24 protein-coding genes are annotated in these 23,612 nt (G+C 41.9%); 13 read left to right on the forward strand and 11 right to left on the reverse strand.

Features of this window, described 5'->3' with window-relative positions; translation table 11 throughout:
• Window positions 1–3 precede the first annotated feature (3 nt).
• On the forward strand, window positions 4–774 hold the full coding sequence (locus tag VM932_RS03705; RefSeq protein WP_326277224.1) for a hypothetical protein: 771 nt from the start codon (window positions 4–6) through the stop codon (window positions 772–774).
• Between the two features lie 79 nt (window positions 775–853).
• Complete coding sequence (locus VM932_RS03710) at window positions 854–1,375, forward strand: DUF7935 family protein (RefSeq protein WP_326277225.1); 522 nt, start codon at window positions 854–856, stop codon at window positions 1,373–1,375.
• A gap of 611 nt (window positions 1,376–1,986) precedes the next feature.
• On the opposite strand, the gene VM932_RS03715 is transcribed toward VM932_RS03710, so the two are convergent.
• Complete coding sequence (locus VM932_RS03715) at window positions 1,987–2,637, reverse strand: rhomboid family intramembrane serine protease (protein ID WP_326277226.1); 651 nt, start codon at window positions 2,635–2,637, stop codon at window positions 1,987–1,989.
• A 53-nt stretch (window positions 2,638–2,690) separates the two neighbouring features.
• Between VM932_RS03715 and VM932_RS03720 the strand changes: the two genes are divergently transcribed.
• Window positions 2,691–3,608: a lysophospholipid acyltransferase family protein gene (locus VM932_RS03720; protein ID WP_326277227.1), complete on the forward strand. Its 918-nt coding sequence runs from the start codon at window positions 2,691–2,693 to the stop codon at window positions 3,606–3,608.
• On the opposite strand, the gene glmM is transcribed toward VM932_RS03720, so the two are convergent.
• The gene (gene glmM / locus VM932_RS03725) at window positions 3,605–4,993 is read right to left on the reverse strand and encodes a phosphoglucosamine mutase (protein WP_326277228.1); all 1,389 of its coding nucleotides are present in this window, start codon (window positions 4,991–4,993) and stop codon (window positions 3,605–3,607) included. The two genes, VM932_RS03720 and glmM, sit on opposite strands and share 4 nt — an antisense overlap.
• A 91-nt stretch (window positions 4,994–5,084) precedes the next feature.
• Between glmM and VM932_RS03730 the strand changes: the two genes are divergently transcribed.
• The 4 genes from VM932_RS03730 to VM932_RS03745 are packed head-to-tail and all read left to right on the forward strand — an operon-like array spanning window position 5,085 to window position 9,324.
• Complete coding sequence (locus tag VM932_RS03730; protein WP_326277229.1) at window positions 5,085–5,678, forward strand: acyl carrier protein phosphodiesterase; 594 nt, start codon at window positions 5,085–5,087, stop codon at window positions 5,676–5,678.
• Window positions 5,666–7,348: a gamma-glutamyltransferase gene (gene ggt, locus VM932_RS03735; RefSeq protein ID WP_326277230.1), complete on the forward strand. Its 1,683-nt coding sequence runs from the start codon at window positions 5,666–5,668 to the stop codon at window positions 7,346–7,348. Before VM932_RS03730 ends, ggt begins: the two co-directional genes overlap by 13 nt.
• An 11-nt stretch (window positions 7,349–7,359) precedes the next feature.
• The gene (locus tag VM932_RS03740; protein WP_326277231.1) at window positions 7,360–8,280 is read left to right on the forward strand and encodes an ATP-grasp domain-containing protein; all 921 of its coding nucleotides are present in this window, start codon (window positions 7,360–7,362) and stop codon (window positions 8,278–8,280) included.
• 48 nt (window positions 8,281–8,328) lie between these two features.
• Window positions 8,329–9,324, forward strand: a complete 996-nt coding sequence (locus tag VM932_RS03745) for an SMP-30/gluconolactonase/LRE family protein (RefSeq protein WP_326277232.1) — start codon at window positions 8,329–8,331, stop codon at window positions 9,322–9,324.
• Between the two features lie 41 nt (window positions 9,325–9,365).
• Here VM932_RS03745 and VM932_RS03750 read toward each other — a convergent pair whose 3' ends face one another.
• A complete protein-coding gene (locus tag VM932_RS03750; protein ID WP_326277233.1) occupies window positions 9,366–10,118 on the reverse strand; it encodes an XRE family transcriptional regulator in 753 nt (250 codons plus the stop codon).
• A gap of 274 nt (window positions 10,119–10,392) precedes the next feature.
• On the opposite strand from VM932_RS03750, the gene VM932_RS03755 reads away from it, so the two are divergent.
• Window positions 10,393–11,157, forward strand: coding sequence for a TIGR03915 family putative DNA repair protein (locus VM932_RS03755; protein WP_326277234.1), 765 nt, complete (start codon window positions 10,393–10,395; stop codon window positions 11,155–11,157).
• 204 nt (window positions 11,158–11,361) lie between these two features.
• On the opposite strand, the gene VM932_RS03760 is transcribed toward VM932_RS03755, so the two are convergent.
• From VM932_RS03760 to VM932_RS03790, 7 genes are all read right to left on the reverse strand, one after another.
• Window positions 11,362–12,564, reverse strand: a complete 1,203-nt coding sequence (locus VM932_RS03760) for a PQQ-dependent sugar dehydrogenase (RefSeq protein ID WP_326277235.1) — start codon at window positions 12,562–12,564, stop codon at window positions 11,362–11,364.
• 502 nt (window positions 12,565–13,066) lie between these two features.
• Complete coding sequence (locus VM932_RS03765) at window positions 13,067–13,621, reverse strand: DUF4251 domain-containing protein (protein WP_326277236.1); 555 nt, start codon at window positions 13,619–13,621, stop codon at window positions 13,067–13,069.
• Between the two features lie 68 nt (window positions 13,622–13,689).
• On the reverse strand, window positions 13,690–14,607 hold the full coding sequence (locus VM932_RS03770) for an EamA family transporter (RefSeq protein WP_326277237.1): 918 nt from the start codon (window positions 14,605–14,607) through the stop codon (window positions 13,690–13,692).
• A 96-nt stretch (window positions 14,608–14,703) separates the two neighbouring features.
• Window positions 14,704–15,033 carry a hypothetical protein gene (locus VM932_RS03775; RefSeq protein ID WP_326277238.1) on the reverse strand — a complete coding sequence of 110 codons (330 nt, stop codon included), beginning with the start codon at window positions 15,031–15,033 and terminating at the stop codon, window positions 14,704–14,706.
• Between the two features lie 161 nt (window positions 15,034–15,194).
• A complete protein-coding gene (locus VM932_RS03780; protein WP_293163214.1) occupies window positions 15,195–15,887 on the reverse strand; it encodes a YiaD family glycine zipper/OmpA-like lipoprotein in 693 nt (230 codons plus the stop codon).
• Between the two features lie 4 nt (window positions 15,888–15,891).
• Window positions 15,892–16,377: a lipocalin-like domain-containing protein gene (locus tag VM932_RS03785; protein WP_293163211.1), complete on the reverse strand. Its 486-nt coding sequence runs from the start codon at window positions 16,375–16,377 to the stop codon at window positions 15,892–15,894.
• 86 nt (window positions 16,378–16,463) lie between these two features.
• Window positions 16,464–18,443 (reverse strand): alpha-ketoacid dehydrogenase subunit alpha/beta, encoded by a 1,980-nt coding sequence (locus VM932_RS03790; protein ID WP_326277239.1) that lies wholly within the window; start codon window positions 18,441–18,443, stop codon window positions 16,464–16,466.
• Window positions 18,444–18,553: 110 nt separating this feature from the next.
• Between VM932_RS03790 and VM932_RS03795 the strand changes: the two genes are divergently transcribed.
• The 5 genes from VM932_RS03795 (at window position 18,554) to VM932_RS03815 (ending at window position 22,885) form a co-directional block, all read left to right on the forward strand.
• Window positions 18,554–19,504 carry an isopenicillin N synthase family dioxygenase gene (locus VM932_RS03795; RefSeq protein WP_326277240.1) on the forward strand — a complete coding sequence of 317 codons (951 nt, stop codon included), beginning with the start codon at window positions 18,554–18,556 and terminating at the stop codon, window positions 19,502–19,504.
• 163 nt (window positions 19,505–19,667) lie between these two features.
• Window positions 19,668–19,997, forward strand: coding sequence for a translation initiation factor (locus VM932_RS03800; RefSeq protein ID WP_326277241.1), 330 nt, complete (start codon window positions 19,668–19,670; stop codon window positions 19,995–19,997).
• A 144-nt stretch (window positions 19,998–20,141) separates the two neighbouring features.
• Window positions 20,142–21,074: a DUF1835 domain-containing protein gene (locus VM932_RS03805; protein ID WP_326277242.1), complete on the forward strand. Its 933-nt coding sequence runs from the start codon at window positions 20,142–20,144 to the stop codon at window positions 21,072–21,074.
• 4 nt (window positions 21,075–21,078) lie between these two features.
• Entirely contained in the window at window positions 21,079–21,966 is an 888-nt protein-coding gene (locus VM932_RS03810; protein ID WP_326277243.1) for a nucleoside phosphorylase, read from the forward strand.
• 70 nt (window positions 21,967–22,036) lie between these two features.
• Window positions 22,037–22,885, forward strand: a complete 849-nt coding sequence (locus tag VM932_RS03815) for a substrate-binding domain-containing protein (protein ID WP_326277244.1) — start codon at window positions 22,037–22,039, stop codon at window positions 22,883–22,885.
• Between the two features lie 10 nt (window positions 22,886–22,895).
• Here VM932_RS03815 and VM932_RS03820 read toward each other — a convergent pair whose 3' ends face one another.
• Complete coding sequence (locus VM932_RS03820; RefSeq protein ID WP_326277245.1) at window positions 22,896–23,561, reverse strand: uracil-DNA glycosylase; 666 nt, start codon at window positions 23,559–23,561, stop codon at window positions 22,896–22,898.
• Between the last annotated feature and the right edge of the window lie 51 nt (window positions 23,562–23,612).

Genomic DNA, 23,612 nt, shown 5'->3' on the forward strand with positions numbered 1-23,612 from the left:
CTTATGAAAAAAAAATTACCCCTAATCCTGTTTTTAGTGATAGCTTCAAGTGCTTTTTCTCAACGAAAAAGCGAACTTTTTGCTGAAATAGATACTTTGAAAACCAGGATTTCCGAAGTGGAGCAGGAATTAGCAAAGGCAAGACGAGAAATATCATCAGCCAATGCCGAGGCAGAAACCCTTAAAGCAGAAAACATAACCCTTCGTGATGCCAATGCTACGCTTTTAAGCAATATGAGCAACTTCTCGGAACTTTCCAAACAAAATTCGGATAACGTAGATCGTGCCATGGAAGCTTTGGCCAGAAAGGAAAGACAATTGAGCGGTATCAACGATATGATTTCCGCAAACGATTCCACCGCCATTGTTTCCTTGACCAGAATCAAACAAACTTTAGGAGAAAACGCGAAAGTGGGTGTTGAAGGAGGTATTGTTGTTATCAGTAATAGTATCACCGCACTTTTTGATTCGGATACTTCATCAGAATTGACAGAGGAAGGCAAAACATGGTTGGCCGGCGTAGCCAGTGTAATCAAAACCAATCCTAATTTTAAAGCAGAAGTTGAAGGACTTAACATTACCGGGGAATATGGTCCAACCTACAATCAAGTGGCGGCTGTTGCCTCAGCATTGGTGACTACTTTGGAAGTTCCTGCCGAAAGCATCAATGTTACCGCTAAAGATGGTAATTTTAAGGAGGGAATCAACATCAAATTACAGCCGGACTATAAAGGATTTTACGCCAAAGCCAAAGAAAGTACGAAAGGTAACTAATAACCTTTTGGCTTAAAATACTTTTTGAGGTTTTGATGCGTTCTTGGTAGAGTAAAATCAATAAAAACCTGACTACCTTATGAGTGGAGATCAAATACTTCAGTTATTTGCTTATTTATTACCAGCCGTTGTTACCGGAGCAGTTGCTTTCTATTTTTTTAGATTGCACACCCGGAATGAAGATGGTCGCAGACGCTTTTTACTGCACAAAGATTCTCAAAAAGAAACTTTGCCCATTCGTTTACAAGCATACGAGCGTATGGCGCTCTTTTTGGAGCGTATTGCCCTGAACAGTCTTGTGGTTCGAGTAGCACCAACAGGTAAAAAGAAAAGCGATTACGAAAACCTGTTGATCAAACAGATTGAAACGGAATTCGAGCATAATCTATCACAGCAGATATATATGTCCGATTCTTGCTGGAACATTATCAAAACGGCTAAAAATACAACCATTCAAATCATCCGTTCCGCTGGAATGAGCGAAACCGATTCTCCGGATAAGCTTCGGGAAGATATTCTCAATCAGACTATGGAAAAGGAATCTCCTTCCAACGCCGCTTTGGCCTTTGTAAAAAAAGAAGTCGCCGAGCTTTGGGATTGATGCGGTCCAGTAATACAGTTTGCAGTAAGCAGTGGCAGTTGGCAGTCCGCAGTAACTCAATAACTTGATCCAGTGGTCGGAAGCCCCATGTCCGAAGTCGGGAGTTTTGGAACTTGATATTTGAATTTGCAGTCAACAGTTAGGCAGTAAGCCAATAACTCCTAACTCTGAACTTGAGTCTTGGTTCTTAAGTCTTGATTCTTGGCTCTTAAACTTGACGTTTGAGTTTAATGCACGAAGTCGGAAGTCAGTTGGCGGTAAGCAGTAACTCAATAACCTAGTCGGATGCAAGATGCACGAAGTCTTGGTTCTCTTTTCTTTGCTCTTGAACTTGATGCCTGAGTATGTCATTCCTGCGAAGGCAGGAATCCATTTTTTAAAGAAACCTGGGAACATATCACAAAGTAGATTTCTCACCCTCCCATTGGTCGGTTCGTAATGAAAATGGAATAATTGATGGTCATTTGTGCAATTCGTGTCTGCCGTGGGTAGGGATTATAGGAGATTGATGCTCTAGGCAGTAAACAGTTTGCAGTACCGTAGTCGGCAGTAACTGAATAACCCAATAACTCCTAACTCTGAACTCCTAACTCCTAACTTGAGTCTTGAACCTAAATCTTTCCCATTTTCCCCAAAACAAACAGGATGATTATGGGAATGGCCAGTAACACCACAATTAGTGTATCCGTCACAAAAAGTTCTGGCTTAAACAACAAAGTGGTTGCATAGCCCCCAATGGCCCCACCAAAGTGAGCGGTATGTCCAATGTTGCCCATTCTACTCTTCATACCCCATATGGAATACAACAAATAAGCAATTCCCAACACATACGCAGGTAAGGGAATCGGGATAAACATAATGCCCAATTGCATATCAGGATTCAACAATATGGCCGCATACAGAACCCCCATCACTGCACCACTGGCGCCAACGGCACTATAATAAGGCTCATCTTTATGGAAAAACAAAGCCAGAAGACTGCCAGCAATCAAACTAACTAGGTAAATAATCAGAAACTTGATGGAACCAAACCAGCTGATCACCACGGGAGCAAAAAAGTAGAGCGTGAACATGTTCAGGAACAAATGGGAAATATCCACGTGCAAGAAGCCCGAAGTCACCATTCTTTCACGCTGCCCGGCCTGTATGGCGCTGATATTGAACTTGTACCTGTCAAAAAAAACCATGTTGTTGAATCCGCGTAAGGAAACCAAGACATTGGCGGCCATAATAGCAATAGTGGCAATATGTAAATTAAGCATGTAAATAAAGGTTTGGGTTCAAATATAGCTATATTTGTACACAAGAATAGTCTATGCAGCTGGTAGTTTATATCCTTGTTTATCCTTTGCTCTGGTTGATTTCCAGACTTCCCTTTAAAATCATTTATTTTATTTCTGATGGTGTCTATGTACTCTTGTACCATGTAATCGGGTATCGTAAAAAAGTGGTACGCAACAACTTGGTCCTTGCTTTTCCTGAAAAGTCGGATGAAGAACGATTGTTGATCGAAAAAGAATTCTACAAACATTTCTGCGATATGTTTCTGGAGATGATTAAGACTTTGGGCATTACCAATAAGCAAATGAAAAAAAGATATGTTTTCACAAATGTTGAGGTAATGCAAAAACTGGAAAATGAAGGCAAAAACATTATGATAATGATGCCCCATTATGCTAGTTGGGAATGGGTGTTTTCATTAAACTCAATGGTCAAATCAAAGGCGTACGCGATTTATCAACCCATACAGAATAAATATTTTGACAGATTGGTGCGCAACATCCGAAGCAAATATGGAACCACACTGATTAAAACCTATGAGAGTCGAAATATTATTGCAGCGGCAAAAGAAACGAACGAATTAATTACGGTTGGTATCATTAGTGATCAATCCCCTATGCTGCAAAGAGCTCGGCATTGGACAAAATTCATGGATGTTTTGGTGCCCATACACGTAGGCGCGGAAGAACTCTGTAAAAGCCACGGGATGATTCCTGTTTATCTTAAGGTAAAAAAAGTAGGACGAGGATACTATCAAGCCACGTTTAAAATTTTGACCGAAAATCCTAGCGTGATAGCAAATTATGAGATTTCTGAAGCTTTTATGAAAGAAACAGAAAAATCCATTCGTGAGGCTCCGGAATATTATTTCTGGACCCATAAACGCTGGAAACACAAGGACAAAGTACCAAAAGAGTTCCAAAAAGATACCTCAAAAGCGGTCAGCTCCTAGATTCCAGCAACTTCCTTAATCTCACCAATAATGCGGTCGGCCAAACTATCAGCTTCATTTTGTGATTTAGCCTCGGTATAAATTCGGATAATAGGTTCCGTATTCGATTTGCGAAGATGCACCCAGTTTTCAGGGAAATCAATCTTTACCCCATCAATGGTTGATACCTCTTCATCCTTGTACTTGTTGTGCATGGCATCCAAAAGCGCATCAACATCCAAGTCGGGGGTCAATTGTATTTTTTTCTTGCTCATAAAATAGCTGGGGTAACTGGCACGTAGCTCAGCCACGGTTCCACCTCTTTCTGCCATCAACATCAAGAACAAAGCCGTTCCTACCAAAGCATCACGACCATAATGACTTTCTGGGTAAATAATTCCTCCGTTCCCCTCTCCACCAATAATGGCGTTGTTTTCTTTCATTTTGGTCACTACATTGACCTCACCGACCGCAGCAGCTTCGTATGTGCCACCGTGTTTTTCGGTAACATCGCGCAATGCCCTGGAGGATGAAAGATTGGAAACGGTATTCCCCTTGGTCTTGCCCAAGACATAATCGGCACAGGCCACCAAAGTGTATTCCTCCCCGAACATTTCACCATCGTTGCTGATGAATGCCAAACGGTCAACATCGGGGTCTACCACAATACCAAAATCGGCCTTTTCTTCCACTACTTTCTTGCAGATGTCCCCCAAATGTTCCTTCAAAGGTTCAGGATTGTGCGGAAAATGGCCCGTTGGGTCACAATAAAGCTTTACGACCTCCACGCCCAATTCTTCCAACAACTTGGGAATGGCAATACCTCCTGTGGAGTTTACGCCATCAACCACCACTTTGAATCCCTTGCCCCTGATCACATCGGCATCTACCAAGGAAAGTTCCAAAACTTCATCAATATGGATATCGATATAGGAATCATTTTTAATGATTTCTCCCAGATCATCCACTTCAGCGAACTCAAAATCCTCTTCTTCGGCCAATTCCAAAATTTTGGCCCCTTGCTCGGCATCCAAAAACTCACCACGTTCGTTCAACAATTTAAGTGCATTCCATTGCTTGGGGTTATGGCTGGCCGTTAAAATGATTCCTCCATCAGCCTTTTCCAAAGGAACGGCAATTTCTACCGTTGGCGTGGTGGACAATCCCAAATCAATCACATCGATCCCCAACCCGACCAAGGTGGAAACCACCAAGTTCTGGATCATCTCGCCCGACAAACGGGCATCCCGTCCAATTACGACCTTCAATTTTTGTTTGTTGGAATATGACTTTAACCAAGTCCCATAAGCAGCAGCAAATTTTACCGCGTCAACGGGCGTTAAGTTATCGTTAGTGTTGCCCCCGATGGTTCCTCGTATTCCAGAAATTGATTTAATCAGTGTCATAATTGTTAAAAAAGTTTTTGCAAATATAATCGGGCATATCCGATTCCATGTTTTGAATTTGTAAATTTCGACAGAAAAAGAATTTGCCCCGATGAACTTCTTGGCTCATATTTATCTATCTTTTGATGATAAGGAAATCACTTTGGGTAATTTCTTTGCGGATCATATCCGTGGAAACAAGTACAAACACCTGCCGGATAAAATCCAGAAGGGCATACTCCTCCATCGGGAAATCGACACCTTTACCGATTCTCATCCCATCGTGAGGCAAAGTAGCAAACGCCTCCATAAAAATTACAGCCATTACAGCCGAGTTATTGTAGACATTTATTACGACCACTTTTTAGCCAAAAACTGGAGTGATTATTCCAAAACACCTTTGGATGAATTTGTGGAGGACTTCTATGATTTATTGGAAGACAACTACGACATCCTCCCCATGGCCACCAAACGCATGATGCCCTACATGATTACGGACAATTGGTTGCTCAATTATGCCAATTTAGCTGGAATTGACCGTGTTTTGAACGGAATGAACCGACGCACCAAAAACAAATCCAAGATGAATTTTGCCATTTTAGACCTTGAAGAGCACTATACTGATTTTGAAAATGAATTCACCTCATTTTTTAAAGAATTGATTACCTTTTCCAACCAAAAATTTATTTCTCTATGCAAAGACTAATACTCCTCTTGCCCCTAATCTTATTTATCCATTGTAAACAACAACCTGCAAAACCAACCGGACTGGTCGCCGAAAAGGCGATGGTGGTATCCGCACGCGAAGAAGCTTCACAATTGGCGGCGGACATTATGAAAAAAGGTGGAAATGCTTTTGATGCCATGGTCGCAACAGAACTTTCTTTGGTGGTCGCATACCCTTTTGCGGGTAGCGTTGGCGGAGGCGGATTTATGGTTTACCGCAAGAGCAATGGCGAGGTCGGAGGAATCGATTATAGAGAAAAAGCCCCTTTGGCAGCCCACAAGGATATGTATTTGGATTCCTTGGGCAATGTAATTCCAGGAATGAGCACCTCGGGCGGGACCGCAGTAGGTGTGCCAGGAACGGTGGCCGGGGTACTGGAAGTCCACAAGAAATTCGGGAAACTTCCACTCAAAGAGATTATAGAGCCAATTATAGCACTTGCAAAAAAAGGCGTTGTTGTCACCAAAAAACAAGCTAACCGATTGGAAGGCTATCGGGAGGATTTTATTGAAGCCAATGGGGACAGCACCAAATTTGCAGGTCCTTTTGTTACGGGCGATACTATAAAATACCCCGCCTACGCCAAAACACTTCAAAAAATTATGGAAGAAGGCAGGGATGGTTTTTACAGAGGTGAGGTTGCCCAAAAACTGGCTGCTTTTGTACAGGAAAATGGCGGTTACATCACCGAAGAAGATTTGGAAAAGTATGAAGCTGTTTGGAGAGACCCCATAGTTTTTGATTACAAGGGCATCAAGATTATTTCCATGAGCCCGCCCAGTAGCGGCGGGGTTACCATCAACCAAATATTTAAAATGATGGAACCCTACGATGTTTCAAAATTTGGACACAACTCCACCAAAACCATTCAGTTGTTCACCGAAGCTTCACGAAGAGCGTATGCGGACAGGAACTACTATTTGGGCGACCCCGATTTTGTGGACATTCCTTATGATATGCTGCTGAATGATGACTATCTTCAAGAAAGAATGGCCAATTTCTCTTTTGATAAGGCCACACTATCATCAGAAGTAAGCCACGGTGAAGTAGAGATTATTGAAAGTGCCCAAACCACCCATTTTTCCATAGTGGACAGTGAGGGAAATGCCGTTTCTGTAACCTCCACACTTAACGGCGGGTATGGTTCCAAGCTATATTGCGATGAACTCGGTTTCTTTTTGAACAACGAAATGGACGATTTCAGTGCCAAACCCGGTGTCCCCAACATGTTTGGACTTATAGGCGCCGAAGCCAATAGCATTGAACCGGAAAAACGTATGTTGAGCAGTATGACGCCTACTATTGTGGAGAAGGACGGCAAGTTGTACATGGTGGTCGGCACTCCCGGAGGTTCCACCATCATTACAGCGGTGGCACAGACTATTTTAAACGTATATGAGTTTAATTTGAGCATGCAAGAAGCAGTCAATGCGCCACGATTCCACCACCAATGGTTGCCCGATATGGTGATTTTTGAACCCGAAGGCTTTTCTGAAGAACTCAAAACCGAGTTAAAATCCAAAGGATACATTATTAACGAAGAGCGCACGCCCATTATCGGCAAAGTAGATGCCATTCGTGTTTTGCCCGATGGAAAGCTCGAAGGTGGAGCGGACAAACGTGGCGACGATACCGCAGTTGGATATTAATTTTCCCAAATATGAAGTTTGATGTTGTTGTTTTAACGGACCATCGTTATGTGGCTCCAAAAAAGAAGACACCCTATATTGAAAATGTATTGCAAGAAGACCGCCTAGTTCTTGAAGCATTGCAAAAACAAGGCTTACGGGCCATTCGCAAATCTTGGGACGACCCCAATTTTGATTGGTCAACCACCAAATACGCCTTGTTTAGAACTACTTGGGACTATTTTGACCGTTATTCAGAATTTTCAAAATGGTTGGAGACAGCTTCAAAACAAACGCAGTTCATCAATTCCAAAGCACTCATCTATTGGAATATTGACAAGCATTACCTGCAAGATTTATCAAACGCTGGCGTGACCATTCCCAAAACGGTTTTTGTGGAAAAAGGCACAAAAGCTACCCTTGCCGATGCCATTGCAAATGCAAAATCAGACCATGGCTTTACGACGGACACCTATATTTTAAAACCTTGTGTTTCGGGCGCGGCACGGCACACATACAAAATCCAGAAAAATGAAATTGAAAAACATGAGGCCATTTTCCAAGAATTAGTGGTGGAAGAAGCCATGATGCTTCAAGAATTTCAGCAAAATATTGTTTCGGAGGGAGAAATATCTATGATGGTTTTTAACGGTGAATTTACCCATGCGGTACTGAAAATTGCAAAACCTGGGGATTTTAGGGTTCAAGATGATTTTGGAGGAACTGTTCATGAGTACAATCCCACTAAAGAACAAATAGCATTCGCCAAAAGTGTGGTAAATGCTGCACCGGATTTACCCATTTATGCCAGAGTAGATATTTTTAAGGACAATAATGGCAATTGGGCCTTGACCGAACTGGAAATTTTTGAGCCGGAACTTTGGTTTCGTTTAAACCCTAAAGCGGCAGATTTTTTGGCAAAAGCCATCAAAGAAACTTGCATTGCTTATTAAACCCAATTTGGGTTGTTCTATATTTTTATATTTAATAAATATTTTAAAATGAAAAACTTACCTCTCCTCCTATTAAGTATAACCTTCGGATGTTTTGCCCAGCAAAAAAACACGGGCAATCTAGTCGCCTTGGATGATGCTTTTTATAACTACGTGGATAAAGATGCAAAAATTGAGGTTTTGGCCGAAGATTTTATATGGTCGGAAGGACCTGTATGGGTAAAAGAAGGTGGATTTCTTCTGTTTTCCGATGCTCCCCAGAACACCATTTTTAAATGGCAAGAGGATGAAGGGATCACGACATTTTTAGAGCCTTCGGGCTACACGGGAATACTTCCATATAGTAGGGAACCCGGCAGCAATGGACTTATCATAAACAGCAATGGTAAATTGGTGGCCTGTGAGCATGGCGACCGAAGAATTTCCCGTATGCCTTTATCGGGTGGTGGAAAAGTTACGGTGGCCGATAGATGGCAAGGAAAACGTTTTAATAGCCCAAATGATATTGTACAAGCTTCCAATGGCATCTATTATTTTACAGACCCTCCCTACGGCCTACCGGAACAGGAAAATTCCAAAACACGCGAAATTGATGCTTTTGGGGTATATAAAATAGATACGGCGGGCAAGGTGGATATGGTAATCAGTAATCTTACACGGCCCAATGGTGTGGCACTGTCCCCCGATGAAAAAATCCTCTATGTGAACCAATCCGATTCAAAAGCACCCTACATTATGGCCTACAACATCCAGCCTGATGGCTCCTTGGATAAAGGACGTATCTTTTTTGATGCAACTTCCTTAATGGAATCTGGGCTTGTGGGTTCGTTGGACGGCATTAAAGTAGCCCAAGACGGTACTATTTTTTCAACGGGACCAAGCGGAATTTTGATAATTACTCCCAAAGGAAAGCTTTTGGGACGCATTGAAACGGGGCAGCGCACAGCCAATTGTGCTTGGGGCAATGATGGCTCGGTACTTTATATGACCGCCCATAATTACCTGATGCGAATTCAAACCCAAACTATGGGGACTGGATTTTAATATGTTTTACTACCAATGCCTCGCGGGCTTGCCGAGGTAGTTTACTTGGCAATCTGCCTTTTCAATTCTTCCATCGACTCCTGAAGCTGTTTCAATAAACCTGTTTCTGTAGTGGCATCCACATTAAAGGTAAGTTTACTGCTCACCTCCCAAATTTCTTGGATTTGAAAAGGTTTGATTTCGTATGGCGGATAAGTTTCGTTTAAGGACACAAGGGTTATGTTATTGGAATTTGGCTTTCGTTCTATTTTCTTCACCATTACAGAATCCTGAAGCACCACCACGTACATTTTATTGGGGCTCACATGATCAATATGCTCAATGGCTTTTGCCAAGACCCAATCGTTGGGCCTTAAATTGGGCAACATGCTATCTCCCTCGACCTGAAAACCTCGATAAGTGGCGTTCCTGAACTCGGGAATGGGCATATCAAAAGCGGGCAATTGCCTGTACCAACTTGTATCTGAAATATTCTGGGGATATCCCGCAGCCGCTTTTGCGTTTACCATCACCATGTTATCGTTATCGGAATTGTCCACTGTAACCACTTTGGGGATAACACTGGTTCTGGAAGTGTCCAAATGTTTCTGATCACTTTCCCCGAACAACCAAAGTGGATTTATTTTAAACTGGCGCAAGAGTTCTGCAACCACCTTTCCCGATAATTTAGTCCTTCCCCTTTCAATATCTGCTGTGGTGTTCTTCACCCCCAATAATTTGGCAAATTCGGTTTGGGTGTAACCGAGCTCCCTACGGATATCGGTAAATCGTTTCAGGGTTGATTCGTTTTCCATTTCTTCATTTTTGGTGTCACTTCGAGCTGTCATCCTGAGCGCAGTCGAAGGAATAATCGAGAAGCCTCCTAACCATTTAGCAAAGAACAGGTCTCGACTTAAGCTTATCTGGAGCAGAGTCGAAAGGCTCAACCTGACATCTCGTACCAAATATATAACATTTGGATTATTTCCAAAAAATTTTATGGATTATTTCCATTATTTGGATTATTTCCATATATTTGATTGGATTATTTCCAATAGTCGATGTTTTTAATTTATTAAAATGACAATTATGGAACCCACAACAACCCTTATTTACGATGGCAGTTTTAATGGATTTCTGACCGCAATCTTTATAGCTTTTGATGAGAAAATTGATGTGGCCGACATTCAAAAAAACAATCAAAGCCAAAGCGGATTGTTTTCCGATACAGAAACCGTTTTTACCAATGTAGAAAAGGCCAAACGGGTATGGAACGGCATCCGAAACAAAAGTCATAATGCCATATCCAATATCTATTTCGCTTTTTTGAGTGAAGCCGAAGGCGTTGAACTCATGCTTTACACCTATATTCAAAAACTAATGCGCGCCCAAAACGGTAAATATTTGGACTATTCGGATAGTACTGTGGTGTACATTGGCCAATTGGCCAAAAAAGTGGGGAGGGAAAAACACCGTATGGAAACCTTTGTCCAGTTTCAGTTGAGCAAGGACGATATTTATTTTGCAAACATTGAACCTGATTTTGATGTGCTGCCTTTAATCTCCAAACATTTCCGCGGCTGTTATGCTGATCAGCAATGGTTGATCTACGATGTGAAACGCAAATACGGCATCTTTTACAATTTAGATCATGTGGAAATGGTATCTCTCAATTTAAAAGATATTCACCACAATAAAACAGTAAAAAGTGATGCATTTGCTCCCAACCAAACCCTTTGGAACGATTATTTTAAAAGTACCAACGTCGCATCGTGCATCAATCCAAAATTACACACACAGCATATACCGAAACGAAATTGGAAGTATTTGGGTGAGAAGAGAGAGGCGGTTTGATTATCCCCCTACCCCCTCTCCCCCACAAAATGGTCGCTTTTGCTTTTAAAACAGCACATAAGACTGGTTAAACTGCCGTAAATGCGGGTAATGTATTGTTATAGATCCACCTTTTCTTGGTCGTCCAATTTTTTACTGCTATTTATTTTTTGGTCCATTAGGCAAATAGAGTAAATACCCATTCCCAAGCGACTTGAAACTGGGTTAACCCTTGTAGGTGACCCTATAAATAGCGTCCCCTTCATCATCGGAAATCAATAAAGAACCATCTTCCAAGAAAAGCAAATCTACAGGCCTACCAAAGGCTTCTTGTGACTCCTCGTCCAACCAACCATCAATAAAGGGTTCGTAACTTACGGCTTCCCCATTTTCGAGTTTTACCAAGGTTACCCTGTACCCCACTTTTGAGGAACGGTTCCAAGAACCGTGCTCAGCCAAAAATGCATGCTTTTGATAGGCTTCCGGGAACATGGGGCCTTTACCAAATTTAACACCAAGGGCCGCTACGTGTGCACCCAAGGGCTGTACCGGTGGCACAAAATCGGAACAGGGGCGTTGGTCTCCATATTCAGGGTCTTTAACTGTTCCCCCGTGGCAATAGGGGTAACCAAAATGCTGACCCGCCTCGGTAAGTTTGTTCAGTTCCCCCGGTGGCACATCGTCTCCCATCATGTCCCTACCGTTGTCCGTAAACCACAACTCGTTGGTGTCCGGGTGCCACGTAAAACCAACAGTGTTGCGCACTCCATGGGCTACAATCTCCCGATTACTGCCATCGGGATTCATTCTAGTGATGGAGGCATAACGTTTATCTACCGTAGCGCTATCGCAAATATTGCACGGGGCTCCCACGGGCACATACAATTTATCGTCAGGGCCAAAGGCAATGTATTTCCAGCCATGGTGAAATTCAGTCGGGTAATCGTCATAGATCAATTCCGGTTCTTGTGGGTTTTCCAACTGCGATTCAATATTGGTGTACTTGAACATTCGGCTCACTGCGGCCACATACAAAGCTCCATCTTTAAACGCTACGCCGTTGGGCTGCTCCAAATCGGAAGCAATGGTGTAGGTTTTATCTACCTTGTAATCGCCGTCCGTATCTTTTAGGGCGTATACTTTACCTTCGTTTCGAGTACCCACGAACAAGGTGCCGTCCGATCCCATGGCCATGGAGCGTGCTCCCTCAATGTTTTTCGCATAAAGTTCAATACTAAAGCCTTCGGGAAGGTTAAGGTGGTTCATATTCAATTGGAGTGAATCCTGTGAAGATTCTTCCGTAGCATCTACTACTTTTTCTTCGGTTGATTCTTCATCATTGCTTTCTTTTTTTCCATTACAGGCAAGAAAACTTACGGAAAGGATCAACATAACTATTGACCTAAGGGGCAAAGTATATATTTTCATCTTGGTTTTTTAGTTTTTTGGTTTCTGAGTCAATAAAGCTATAACAAAATGCTGGAAAGAGGAAGAAGTTTCGGGTTTGATCTGGTTTCTGGTTACTGCCCTGCTTACTGTGTTATTAAGTTATTTTGTTGTTGGGTTGTTGGAATTTGAGTTTGAACTTGCACTTGATGATTGAGTTTGGGCTTGATGTCGGATGTCGGAGGTCAGTTGCGGTGTTCAGTACTCAATAACCCAATAACTTAGTAATTCCTAACTCATAACCCTGAACTTGGCTTTTGGCTCTATCCTTTCTTTTTGACACAAATTTCACGAATGATCACAGATTTTTCATTCCTTGCACTTGATGCTTGAGTTTGAACTTGAACTTGTCCGATGCTCGTTTCTGGTTTACGGTTTCAAGTTTCAGGCTTCAGGTGACTGTCAACTGTCCACTGCATACTGTGTTATTCAGTTGTTGGAACTTGTTATTTGAGTTTGAACCTACACTTCAACCTAACTTTCCCTACTCCTCCTTATATTCGGAGAGATTGCCTTGATACCAAATATTGGTTCGATGGGAACTGGAAACAGCAAGCCTAGCCTTTCCATTGGGATAGAGCTGTGCAATTACCTGAAAATTCTCGGATTCTTGGCTAATAGTAAACCGCATGGTTTTTCCAGTATCCTTTTTGTTGGCAGAGAAAGAAAGATCCTTTGGAATTCCATCAAATTTGATACCTGCTTTGTCTTGATCGTAATACCCTCCCATTTGGCGCTCACCAAAAAAAGGAAGGTCTGCTTTAACGCTATCGCCCACCATGCGTAAATATCCTCCAGTACCCGAAATATCTATGCGGCTTGCTGTACTACCATACGGCAACAACCCAGCATTGGCAATGCTATTTAATCCTTGACTGGCCATGGGTTGTGCCCAATTGGCTTCAATTTCGAACTGTTGGTCGGAAATCATCCTGTCCAAAGCCGCAATTTCCTCGGGTGTTGCTTGGTTTTTACTCGATGCACATGCAAACATGATCAATAGCAAGAGGAAAGCTCCAACTTTTAAAATAGATTCCATTGTTTTGATTATTAACTTCTTACAAAGTACAAAATAGTCAAACCAATTCCGAGACAAATAACGGTGTGTTAACGTTTAAAGCGTTCAAAAATGGCCAATGTCTTTTTGGTATTGATAAAATATACTCCTGTTAAAAGAATGGCCGCGGCTATTATGGATTGCAGTGTAATCTGTTCATCCAAAAAATACCATCCCAACAAAAGGGCAACAATCGGATTTACATAGGTAGAGGTTGCCACTTTTTCCGGAGAAACGGCCTTGAGCAGGTAATTGAACGAGGTAAAGGCCACAATACTTCCCAAAAAGATCAGCAATACCATGGCCAACTGTACCTCACCGCCCCAAGCCAAAGGCGAAGTCCATTCTTCCCCGAATCCAAGGCTCATCAAACTTAAAACAAGGCCGGCAAAGAGCATTTGGTAGCCCGTGTTCACAAAATAATTGGTGGGCAGATCCGCCTTGGCCACAAAAAGACTGGCGTAGGCCCAGCAGAGCATGCAGAAAAAGATCATGATCATACCCACAATGGACTCTTCTTGGGCAATGATCTGCTTTTGGCTTACCAACAAATAGATTCCGATTATTCCTAAAACAACACCGACAACGGACATGGGCTGAATTTTTTTGCCTTGCAGTACGCGCATCAACAAAAGAATAATGAGGGGCTGGGAAGAAATTTCCAGAGCTGCGAAGCCCGTATCCACATAACGCAGGGCCCAAACCACCAAACCATTGCCAATGCTCAAGAAAAGCACTCCCGCAATCAGGGTGTTCAAAAGTTGTTTTTTGGTGATTAGCAAGGAGGTTCCCATAATTTTGGCCAGGAGAAAAATACAAAGACCTGCCAAGGTGAACCTGAAACTGGCCAGCATAAAGGGTTCCAGTTCCAATACAGCTATCTTGTTCAACAAATAGGTAGAGCCCCAGATCACATAAATGGCAAAAAAAGCCAGGATGACGAGAGCAGATTTGGAGGATTTTGCCATTTTAAGGACAGTTTAACCGCCCTGCAATATTACGTATGTTTATTGGAGTATGTAACCGTGAAGTTAAATTTTAGCTGATTTTTCTGCTTGAATGGATTATAGCGGTTTGTTTAAATCAAATATGTAGGATGCAAACTCGCTTTCCAATTTTTTAAAGCGATTTAAATGCTCTTCAATTTCGTTGTTTTTTGAATCAAAATTTATCTTTCGCTCTCTAATTTTAGACATTACCTGCTTTTCGTGAGCTCTATAACTCTGGATGTGTTTGTTCAGTTCGTAAAATTTTTCGAACCGCCTTGGACACTTAGGTTCATAAATGTACGAATTCAGTTTTTCGGACAGGCGTTGTACCATTCTCTGGTTTCGTTCCACCCGCATCAGTACATCTTGTTCATATTCGATACTATTTTGGGTGATATGCTCCATTGGCTCGCAAGAATTTTTAGTATTAATTATTTGACACCCTTTAAGTTAAGCAAATACTTACAAATACTGATATAGTTAACTATCTTTTAATGATTTATTTAATTTAAATAAAAAAAGACCCGATAAAAACCGGGTCTTATACAATTTAGGTGCGGAAAAAATTAATTTTCGGTCTGCTCGTAAGCCTCCTCTTTCAATTCGTCAGAGGCAATAATGGCTAATTCCACTCGTCTGTTTGCTGCTTTACCTGAAGCGGTATCGTTGCTTTCCACAGGTTGTTCTTCGCCATACCATTTGGTGGTAAAACGTCCACTGGAAATGCCTTTGGCCACTAAATACCCGGTTACGGCCTGTGCCCTACGTTGGGAAAGCCCCATGTTGTAATCGGCGGCACCATCGCTATCGGTATGTCCTTCCACCAAAATATTGGTTTTAGGATATTCCATAAAAATTCCGGCCAATTTGTCCAATGTGGTAGCGGAAGCTCCTTTAATATCAGACTTATTGGTGTCAAAATAAACACCGTTCTCACCACTAAAGGTAACATTGATGCCCTCTCCTACCCTTTGCACTTCTGCACCTGGGATTTCCTGTTCAATTCTTTCGGCTTGCCTGTCCATGCGATTACCAATGTAACCACCGGCAGCACCGCCGACCACAGCTCCGATAATGGCGCCAAGAGCTGTATTTCCTTTTCCTACGTTGTTGCCAATTACACCACCAATAACGGCACCGCCACCGGCACCAATTGCGGCACCTTTTTGGGTATTGTTCGCATTTTTGATGGCATCACAACCAATAATCATGGTCAACGCCAAAAAAGCCGTTGCCCCTTTTAAAACTATATTTTTCATTGAATTATTTTTTTGAGAATTCATAAACAACAGTAACGGGTGTACCGTCAACCGACACATTGGATTTAAGGGTCATGGATTGTTCGGACAGGTTAACGATGTTCAAACGGTATCCGTACCCACCGGAAATATCCTTTCGCTTATCGTCAATAAACTTAAATTGAAGCTGGCTTTGGTAACTCTGTTGCGGCTCCACTACGGACCATCTAAAAAAACGGTCGCCTCCTTGACAAAGCGAGCTTTGGGCTATAGTGTATCTCCCAGTACTATTGTTGTCTCTAAAAAACCATTCGCTATCCTCAAAGCAGATGTCCTCTGCATCGTTGAAAATGACGGATTTAAAGTTTCCGGTATTGTTTTCGTAGTAAACATTGTCCAAGTTCCAGGTTCCACTAAACAAATTTCGCTGTGCTCTAGCGCTTTTGGAAATGGAACACGATGAGAATAAAAATCCCATCACCGTGAAAAGTAAAAGTGATCGTTTTATCATAAGTATTAAGTTAATGTTCAAAAAATATACGTTTGGGGACGTATTTATAGTTGTTAAATTATCAAAAAAAAGTTAAACAACTGATTTTAATATTGATATAGTTCAATTAATGCTGATTCGAATCGGTTTTTTGGTAAATAATTGGCTTCAAGTGGTTTTGCAAAGGGTACCGGGGTTTCCAAACTGCCGACTCTTTTTATGGGAGCGTCCAGAAACTCAAAACAGTTTTCCATGACCAAGGCCGATATATCGCTGGCAATACCTCCAAATAAGGTATCTTCATGAAGCACGATCAATTTCCCGGTCTTTTTTACCGAATTGAAAATAATTTCGGTGTCCAATGGTTGAAGCGTTCGCAAATCAATCAAATCTGTATCAATTTCAGGGTGTTCTTCGAGAATTTCCAAAGCCCAATGTACGCCTGCACCATAGGTAACCACCGTTAGGGAGTTCCCTTCCCTTAAAAGTTTGGCCTTGCCAAACGGCAAGGTGTAGTAATCTTTAGGAACATCACCTTTAACACTTCGATACAACCCTTTGTGCTCAAAAAACAGCACGGGATTGGGGTCGTTAACCGCTGTGGCCAACAATCCTTTGGCGTCATAAGGAAATGCGGGATATACCACTTTGAGTCCAGGGGTTTTGGTGAACCAAGCTTCATTGGTCTGGGAATGGAAAGGCCCCGCCCCTACACCGCCGCCGCAGGGCATTCGGATGACTACATCGGCTTTTTCGTTCCAACGGTAATGCACTTTTGCCAAATAGTTGACAATAGGGTTGAACCCAGAACTGACAAAATCGGCAAACTGCATTTCAACCATAGCTTTCATTCCGTTGATGGACAACCCCATGGCCGCGGAAACAATCACCGACTCACAAATGGGTGTATTTCGTACCCGACTTTTTCCAAATTTGGGCACAAAACCTTCGGTAATTTTGAAAACACCCCCGTAATCCGCGACATCTTGCCCCATAATAATGAGCTCGTTGTGGCGGTACATGGATTGCTCTAATCCTTGCGAAATGGCATCAACAAATCGAATGTTTTCAGATTCATTTGATTTAGATTCAACATGCTGATAATTAAATTCTTGATGAACCTCGTTTAATTCTTTAGTTTCATTAACGGAAACTTCGGGTTCATCAAAAGCCAACTGTAAATTGGAATTGATTTCTTCTGCAATTTCAGCTTTAAGTTCATCTATTATTTCCTCGGTAAGCACTCCTTCTTCCAACAGAAAATTTTCATAATTGGAAATAGGGTCTTTCTTTTCCCATTCCTTCATCAACTTATCCGGAACATATTTGGTTCCGCTCGCCTCTTCGTGCCCTCGCATCCGAAACGTTTTGAATTCCAAAAGCACTGGTCGCGGCCTCCTCCGAATGGCTTTGCACAATTGATCCACTTTGGCGTACACTTCTAAGATGTTGTTGCCATCAATAATTCTGGACTCAATGCCATACCCTTTGGCCCTATCCGCCAAATGTTCACAATTGTATTGCTCGTTGGTTGGTGTGGAAAGCCCATAACCATTGTTCTCAATACAGAACAACACGGGTAGGTTCCAAACAGAGGCCACGTTCAAGGCTTCATGAAAATCCCCTTCACTGGTCGCGCCTTCACCTGTAAAAACGGCCGTTACCCGTTTCTTTCTCCGTAACATATCGGCCAAAGCAATACCATCGGCCACCCCGAGTTGAGGGCCCAGATGCGAAATCATGCCAACAATCTTGTATTCCTGAGTTCCAAAATGGAAACTACGATCCCTACCTTGGGTAAAACCGCTTTGTTTTCCTTGCCATTGCGCAAAAAGTCGGTTCAAAGGAATATTTCTGGAGGTAAAAACACCTAGATTTCGATGCATGGGCAGAATATACTCACTCTCCTTGAGCGCTTTGGTAACGCCAACGGAAATCGCCTCCTGCCCTATTCCACTAAACCATTTGGAAATCTTGCCTTGCCGCAGAAGAATCAGCATCTTCTCCTCTATCATTCTCGGCTTAAGCATGCCTTTGTACAAATCCAACAACTTTTCATGTTCCAAGCTGCCAATATGATACCTCATACAATAAAATTCTATTGGTTAAATGTAGTAAAAAGCCTTTCAAAACGCTTTAAAATTCTAAAACCTTCAGCATTATTCCCTATTTTTGACATTATTTCAAAGATGACAATATGAGTGCTATTCCAAGTGTGGACCTGAAAGATTTTGTTTCGGGTGACCCAAAAAGAAAAGAAAAGTTTGTCAAAGAAATCGGGGCTGCTTTTGAGGATATCGGTTTTGTGGCACTGAGCGGACATTTTTTATCGGATGAGTTAGTGGAAAATCTTTATGCCGAAATAAAAAAGTTCTTTAATCTACCACAAGAGGTTAAGGATAAGTATGAAATTGAAGGCATTGGAGGACAAAGAGGATACACTTCCTTTGGAAAAGAGCATGCGAAAGGCAAAAAAGAAGGCGACCTGAAGGAATTTTGGCATTTCGGTCAATATGTGGAAGACAATCCCGAACTGGAAGCTGAATACCCTGACAATGTTACCGTAAAGGAGCTTCCCGACTTTAACAATGTTGGAAAGGAAACGTATAAAATGCTGGAGAAAACCGCAAAGTATGTGCTTCGCGCTTTGGCTTTGCACCTTGATTTGGAAGAAACCTATTTTGATGACTACATAAAGAACGGGAACTCCATCTTAAGGCCCATCCACTATCCACCAATCACTGAAGAGCCCAAAAATGCGGTAAGAGCAGCGGCACATGGGGACATTAACCTTATTACTTTATTGATGGGTGCTCACGGTAAAGGACTTCAGGTAAAAGATCACGAAGGAAACTGGGTGGATGCCATTGCAAGACCTGACCAACTGATGATCAATGTTGGGGATATGCTCTCCAGACTATCCAATAACAAGTTAAAATCAACCATACATCAAGTGGTCAATCCACCAAAGGAACTTTGGGGCACTTCCCGCTATTCCATTCCGTTTTTTATGCACCCTGTTAGCGATATGCCGTTAAACTGCCTGGAAAACTGTATTGATGATGAGCATCCCAAGGCTTTTGAGGACATTACCGCAGGAGCGTATCTACACGAAAGATTGATAGAACTAGGATTGATAAAAAAATAATCGATTATACACAATTGTACCAGTGGTCAATCCAAATGTCATATCGAGCGCAGTCGAGATGTTTTTGTCTGCCTTTCGACTGCGCTCAAGAGGACAAAAACAAAGCATCGGCACAAACCTTCAAGGTCGCTGGTACAATTACTGATATACAAAAACAACAATAATGGACTTAGGAGATCAGCTTAAAAATTTATTTCCAGACCACGAACCAGAAGAAGAGCCCGATAATGACAAAGAAAAGCCCTCTTATTGGCTACAAGACGACCCCATTATCTGCAAATACGAAAAGAGAAAAGGGAAACCTGTAACCATTCTTGATGGGTACAACGGAGCCGATAGCGATTTTAAGAAATTGACCAAAGACCTAAAAACACTCTTGGGCGTGGGCGGAAGCTTTAAAAACGAAACCATCATCATCCAAGGTGATTACAGGGATAAAATTATGGACTATCTCAAAAAAAACGGCTTTTCCGTAAAGCGTGTCGGTGGATGACTCGATAAATCAACAAAAAATTGATTTACTTTTTATTTCATGTTAAAAACTTGATCGGAATACCAATGTTTTGTGAAAAAATTTTTGTGTTCTTGCTTTAAACCTTACTTTTATTCTTCCTAACCAACGAAAACTGAGCTGAAAATGAAATCACTGTTGCATATAACCAACGGGGACAGTTTCACGTCCAGATTACAGTCTTTAGATTTAAAAGGGGATGTAATTACCTGGAGAGAAATGCTTTGCGAAGGCAAAACCCTCTCCACGGTAGGAAGCGAATCGTTTTGGAAAACAAGGTTCGAGTTCCTAAACAAAAATTACAAAGTCTCCAAGTCCTGGTTCATAGAAAAAACCCTCAAGGAATATCGGTCACTCTGCAACCACAAGCAGCAAGACCATATTGTACTGTGGTTTGAGTATGACCTCTTTTGCCAAATCAACATGCTTGCCGTACTTAGTTGGCTAAAACAACACAGAAGACATGCCGAAATCTCTTTGGTCTGCAGTGGCAAAGTTGAAGGCTCCAATAAACTTTATGGGCTCAATGAACTTAGCGACGAAAGGTTGTTGGCACTTTATGACGGTAGAAAAGTCCTGTCACAAGACGATATAGAGTACGCGGATTATATTTGGCAACTGTACTGTAGCGACAACCCGATTCGCTTGGAAAACCAGATAGCCAACAATGATTTCCAGTTCGAATACCTATCGGATGCGCTTAAAACACATCTAAAACGCTTCCCGACCATTAAAAATGGACTTAACGATTTGGAAAACCATATTTTGGAAGTGGCTAAACAAGAAAAACCTAAATCCAAAAAAGAGCTATTGGAGAATTTATTGACCAACCAAGGTTTTTATGGTTTTGGGGATACACAATACGAACGCATGATTTCTTCCTTAAAACCTTTGTTCAGTTCTTTTGACCCTGTAAAATTGACCAAAAAAGGATTGCACGTATTAAAGCAAGAAGCAAATTACTATTCGGAACTACGTGATAATCAAATGTATCTCGGAGGTTCTTTAAAGTATAACTTCCTATATAATAGCGATACGGACCGAATCCTTAAATTATAATAAAATGGGCTCATCTTTGGGCAGTTCAGAGCTTATTCTGAATCCTGATGGGAGCATTTACCATCTAAATCTTCTTCCAGATGACATTGCCACCACCATTATTACGGTTGGTGACCCAGAACGGGTGCGCGAGGTATCCAAATACTTTGATTCCATCGAAATGAAGAAAAGTAAGCGAGAATTTGTCACCCATACCGGTTATTATTCAGGTAAACGTATTTCTGTTATCTCTACAGGCATCGGAACGGACAATATTGATATTGTTTTTAATGAGTTGGATGCCTTGGCGAACATAGATTTTCAATCTCGACAAATAAAGTCCCAAAAAAAACAGCTCAGTTTTATACGGGTCGGTACATCTGGCTCTTTGCAACCAGATATCCCTGTTGATTCCTTTTTGATGAGCTCCACTGGTATTGGCCTTGACAATCTTTTGCATTTCTATGATTGCGGGCACATCAAAAACAAAGAGATGGAACAAGCACTTGCAGCCTACTTAAATTGGAGTAAGTACAATATCCACCCCTATGCGGTCGATTTTGATAAGGATTTAGCAGATATTTTCACTTCAAATCGTATACGATTAGGTTTAACTGCTACAAATTCAGGATTTTATGGGCCACAAGGAAGGGTGTTACGCTTAAACCCGGCCATTGCCGATTTCAATGAAAAGTTAGCGGGTTTTTCATTTGGAGATTTGAGGATAACCAACCTAGAAATGGAAACAGCGGCCATTTACGGCATTGCAAAACTACATGGACACCGAGCTGTTTCCCTTAATGCCATATTGGCCAATAGGGCCACGGGGGAGTTCTCCAAGCAAGGTCATAAAGCAGTTCATGAATTGATTCAGTATACCTTGGAACGTATTGCCAAAAGTCATCTGATATAATTTTTCCATTCTTATTTTCTTGAAAGATACCGAACGGAATCATAACTTTAAACTGCAAAGAAAAAGACGCATGAAAAAAGTAAAAATTATTGGGGTCCCCGAGCATTTTAACCTGCCTTGGCACCTTGCCATGGAAGATAATGCCTTTGAAGACCGAGGTATTCAATTGGAATGGACGGATATTCCCGAAGGAACGGGAAAAATGACCCAAATGCTTCAAGATGGTGAAGCGGACATGGGTATCATTCTTACGGAGGGCATTATAAAAAGTATTTCGCAGGGCAATCCAAGTAAAATTGTTCAGGTATACGTCTCTTCTCCCCTGCTCTGGGGCATCCATGTAGACGCAAACAGCGACCGCCAATCCATCAGCTCATTAAAAGATGACAAGATTGCCATCAGCCGTATGGGCAGTGGGAGTCATTTAATGGCCTACATCAACGCACAAAACCAGGGATGGAACACCGAAAACCTCGAATTTGAAATCGTAAACAACCTTGATGGCGCCGTAGAAAACCTCACAAATGGCTCCAATGCCTATTTTATGTGGGAGCACTTTACCACCAAACCGCTCGTGGACAACGGAACCTTTAAACGAGTGGGCGACTGCCCTACCCCTTGGCCTTGTTTTGTGATTGCTGCTTCGGATGCATTTCTAAAAGAAAATGAGGGAGCCCTCAAACACATTTTGGAGGTGATCAACACCTACACCTCGGAATTTAAACAAATCCCGAGTATTGATAGGACACTATCCAACCGGTACGAACAAAAACTGGAGGACATAAAAGAATGGCTATCCAAAACTACGTGGGGACAAGAACAACTTTCTGAAGCAACCGTGAACAAGGTGCATTCCAGACTATTTGACCTTAATTTGATTGAGGAAGTCAAAGACGCTTCAAAATTCCTTTGGAAATAACCAGGCATTTTCACCAATCAATCGGCTCTTTGCCCATTTGGGCCAGTAGTTTGTTTGTTTTGCTGAAATGCTGGTTACCAAACCACAATCCACGATTGGCACTCAAAGGAGATGGATGCCCCGACGTTAAGATGTGGTGCTTGCTTTTATCGATCAAAGATGATTTCTTCTTGGCAAATCCGCCCCAAAGCAGAAAAACAACACCTTCCAGTTCGGTGGAAACCGTTTTTATCACCGCATCGGTAAATTGTTCCCAACCCTTATTTTGGTGGCTCGCCGCCTGATGCGCCCTTACCGTTAGCGTAGCGTTCAACAAAAGTACCCCTTGGTCTGCCCAACGCTCCAAGTTACCGCTTTCGGGATAAGGTTTTTCAACATCGGTTTTAATTTCCTTAAAAATATTGACCAAGGATGGCGGATGCGGAATACCATCTTTTACGGAAAAGCACAACCCATTCGCTTGGTTCGGCCCATGGTAGGGATCTTGACCAATGATGACCACTTTGGTTTCTTGGAATGGACAATGATCAAAGGCAGAAAAAATGTCCTTACCCTTTGGGTAACAAGTATTCTGCTGGTATTCCTGCTTCACAAAAGCAGCCAATTGCTGAAAGTAAGGTTGTTCAAACTCGTTGTTCAATTGTGCTTTCCAACTAGGCTCAATGTTTACCTCCATATAATCACTTTACTTCTTTTTGGTCAATTTATAGATCAAATACCCTATGCC

It is taken from the genome of Flagellimonas halotolerans (assembly GCF_035818535.1).
Taxonomy (GTDB): domain Bacteria; phylum Bacteroidota; class Bacteroidia; order Flavobacteriales; family Flavobacteriaceae; genus Flagellimonas; species Flagellimonas halotolerans.

Bases quoted from the DNA above. Each gene is read 5' to 3' on its own strand.
- VM932_RS03705 (WP_326277224.1), top strand. From the start codon at position 4: ATGAAAAAAAAATTACCCCTAATCCTGTTTTTAGTGATAGCTTCAAGT.
- VM932_RS03800 (WP_326277241.1), top strand. From the start codon at position 19,668: ATGGACTTAGGAGATCAGCTTAAAAATTTATTTCCAGACCACGAACCA.
- ggt (WP_326277230.1), top strand. From the start codon at position 5,666: ATGCAAAGACTAATACTCCTCTTGCCCCTAATCTTATTTATCCATTGT.
- VM932_RS03815 (WP_326277244.1), top strand. From the start codon at position 22,037: ATGAAAAAAGTAAAAATTATTGGGGTCCCCGAGCATTTTAACCTGCCT.
- VM932_RS03770 (WP_326277237.1), bottom strand. From the start codon at position 14,607: ATGGCAAAATCCTCCAAATCTGCTCTCGTCATCCTGGCTTTTTTTGCC.
- VM932_RS03795 (WP_326277240.1), top strand. From the start codon at position 18,554: ATGAGTGCTATTCCAAGTGTGGACCTGAAAGATTTTGTTTCGGGTGAC.
- VM932_RS03780 (WP_293163214.1), bottom strand. From the start codon at position 15,887: ATGAAAAATATAGTTTTAAAAGGGGCAACGGCTTTTTTGGCGTTGACC.
- VM932_RS03730 (WP_326277229.1), top strand. From the start codon at position 5,085: ATGAACTTCTTGGCTCATATTTATCTATCTTTTGATGATAAGGAAATC.
- VM932_RS03820 (WP_326277245.1), bottom strand. From the start codon at position 23,561: ATGGAGGTAAACATTGAGCCTAGTTGGAAAGCACAATTGAACAACGAG.
- VM932_RS03765 (WP_326277236.1), bottom strand. From the start codon at position 13,621: ATGGAATCTATTTTAAAAGTTGGAGCTTTCCTCTTGCTATTGATCATG.
- VM932_RS03715 (WP_326277226.1), bottom strand. From the start codon at position 2,637: ATGCTTAATTTACATATTGCCACTATTGCTATTATGGCCGCCAATGTC.
- VM932_RS03785 (WP_293163211.1), bottom strand. From the start codon at position 16,377: ATGATAAAACGATCACTTTTACTTTTCACGGTGATGGGATTTTTATTC.
- VM932_RS03760 (WP_326277235.1), bottom strand. From the start codon at position 12,564: ATGAAAATATATACTTTGCCCCTTAGGTCAATAGTTATGTTGATCCTT.
- VM932_RS03745 (WP_326277232.1), top strand. From the start codon at position 8,329: ATGAAAAACTTACCTCTCCTCCTATTAAGTATAACCTTCGGATGTTTT.
- VM932_RS03710 (WP_326277225.1), top strand. From the start codon at position 854: ATGAGTGGAGATCAAATACTTCAGTTATTTGCTTATTTATTACCAGCC.
- VM932_RS03775 (WP_326277238.1), bottom strand. From the start codon at position 15,033: ATGGAGCATATCACCCAAAATAGTATCGAATATGAACAAGATGTACTG.
- VM932_RS03750 (WP_326277233.1), bottom strand. From the start codon at position 10,118: ATGGAAAACGAATCAACCCTGAAACGATTTACCGATATCCGTAGGGAG.
- VM932_RS03740 (WP_326277231.1), top strand. From the start codon at position 7,360: ATGAAGTTTGATGTTGTTGTTTTAACGGACCATCGTTATGTGGCTCCA.
- VM932_RS03720 (WP_326277227.1), top strand. From the start codon at position 2,691: ATGCAGCTGGTAGTTTATATCCTTGTTTATCCTTTGCTCTGGTTGATT.
- VM932_RS03805 (WP_326277242.1), top strand. From the start codon at position 20,142: ATGAAATCACTGTTGCATATAACCAACGGGGACAGTTTCACGTCCAGA.
- VM932_RS03755 (WP_326277234.1), top strand. From the start codon at position 10,393: ATGGAACCCACAACAACCCTTATTTACGATGGCAGTTTTAATGGATTT.
- VM932_RS03810 (WP_326277243.1), top strand. From the start codon at position 21,079: ATGGGCTCATCTTTGGGCAGTTCAGAGCTTATTCTGAATCCTGATGGG.
- VM932_RS03790 (WP_326277239.1), bottom strand. From the start codon at position 18,443: ATGAGGTATCATATTGGCAGCTTGGAACATGAAAAGTTGTTGGATTTG.
- glmM (WP_326277228.1), bottom strand. From the start codon at position 4,993: ATGACACTGATTAAATCAATTTCTGGAATACGAGGAACCATCGGGGGC.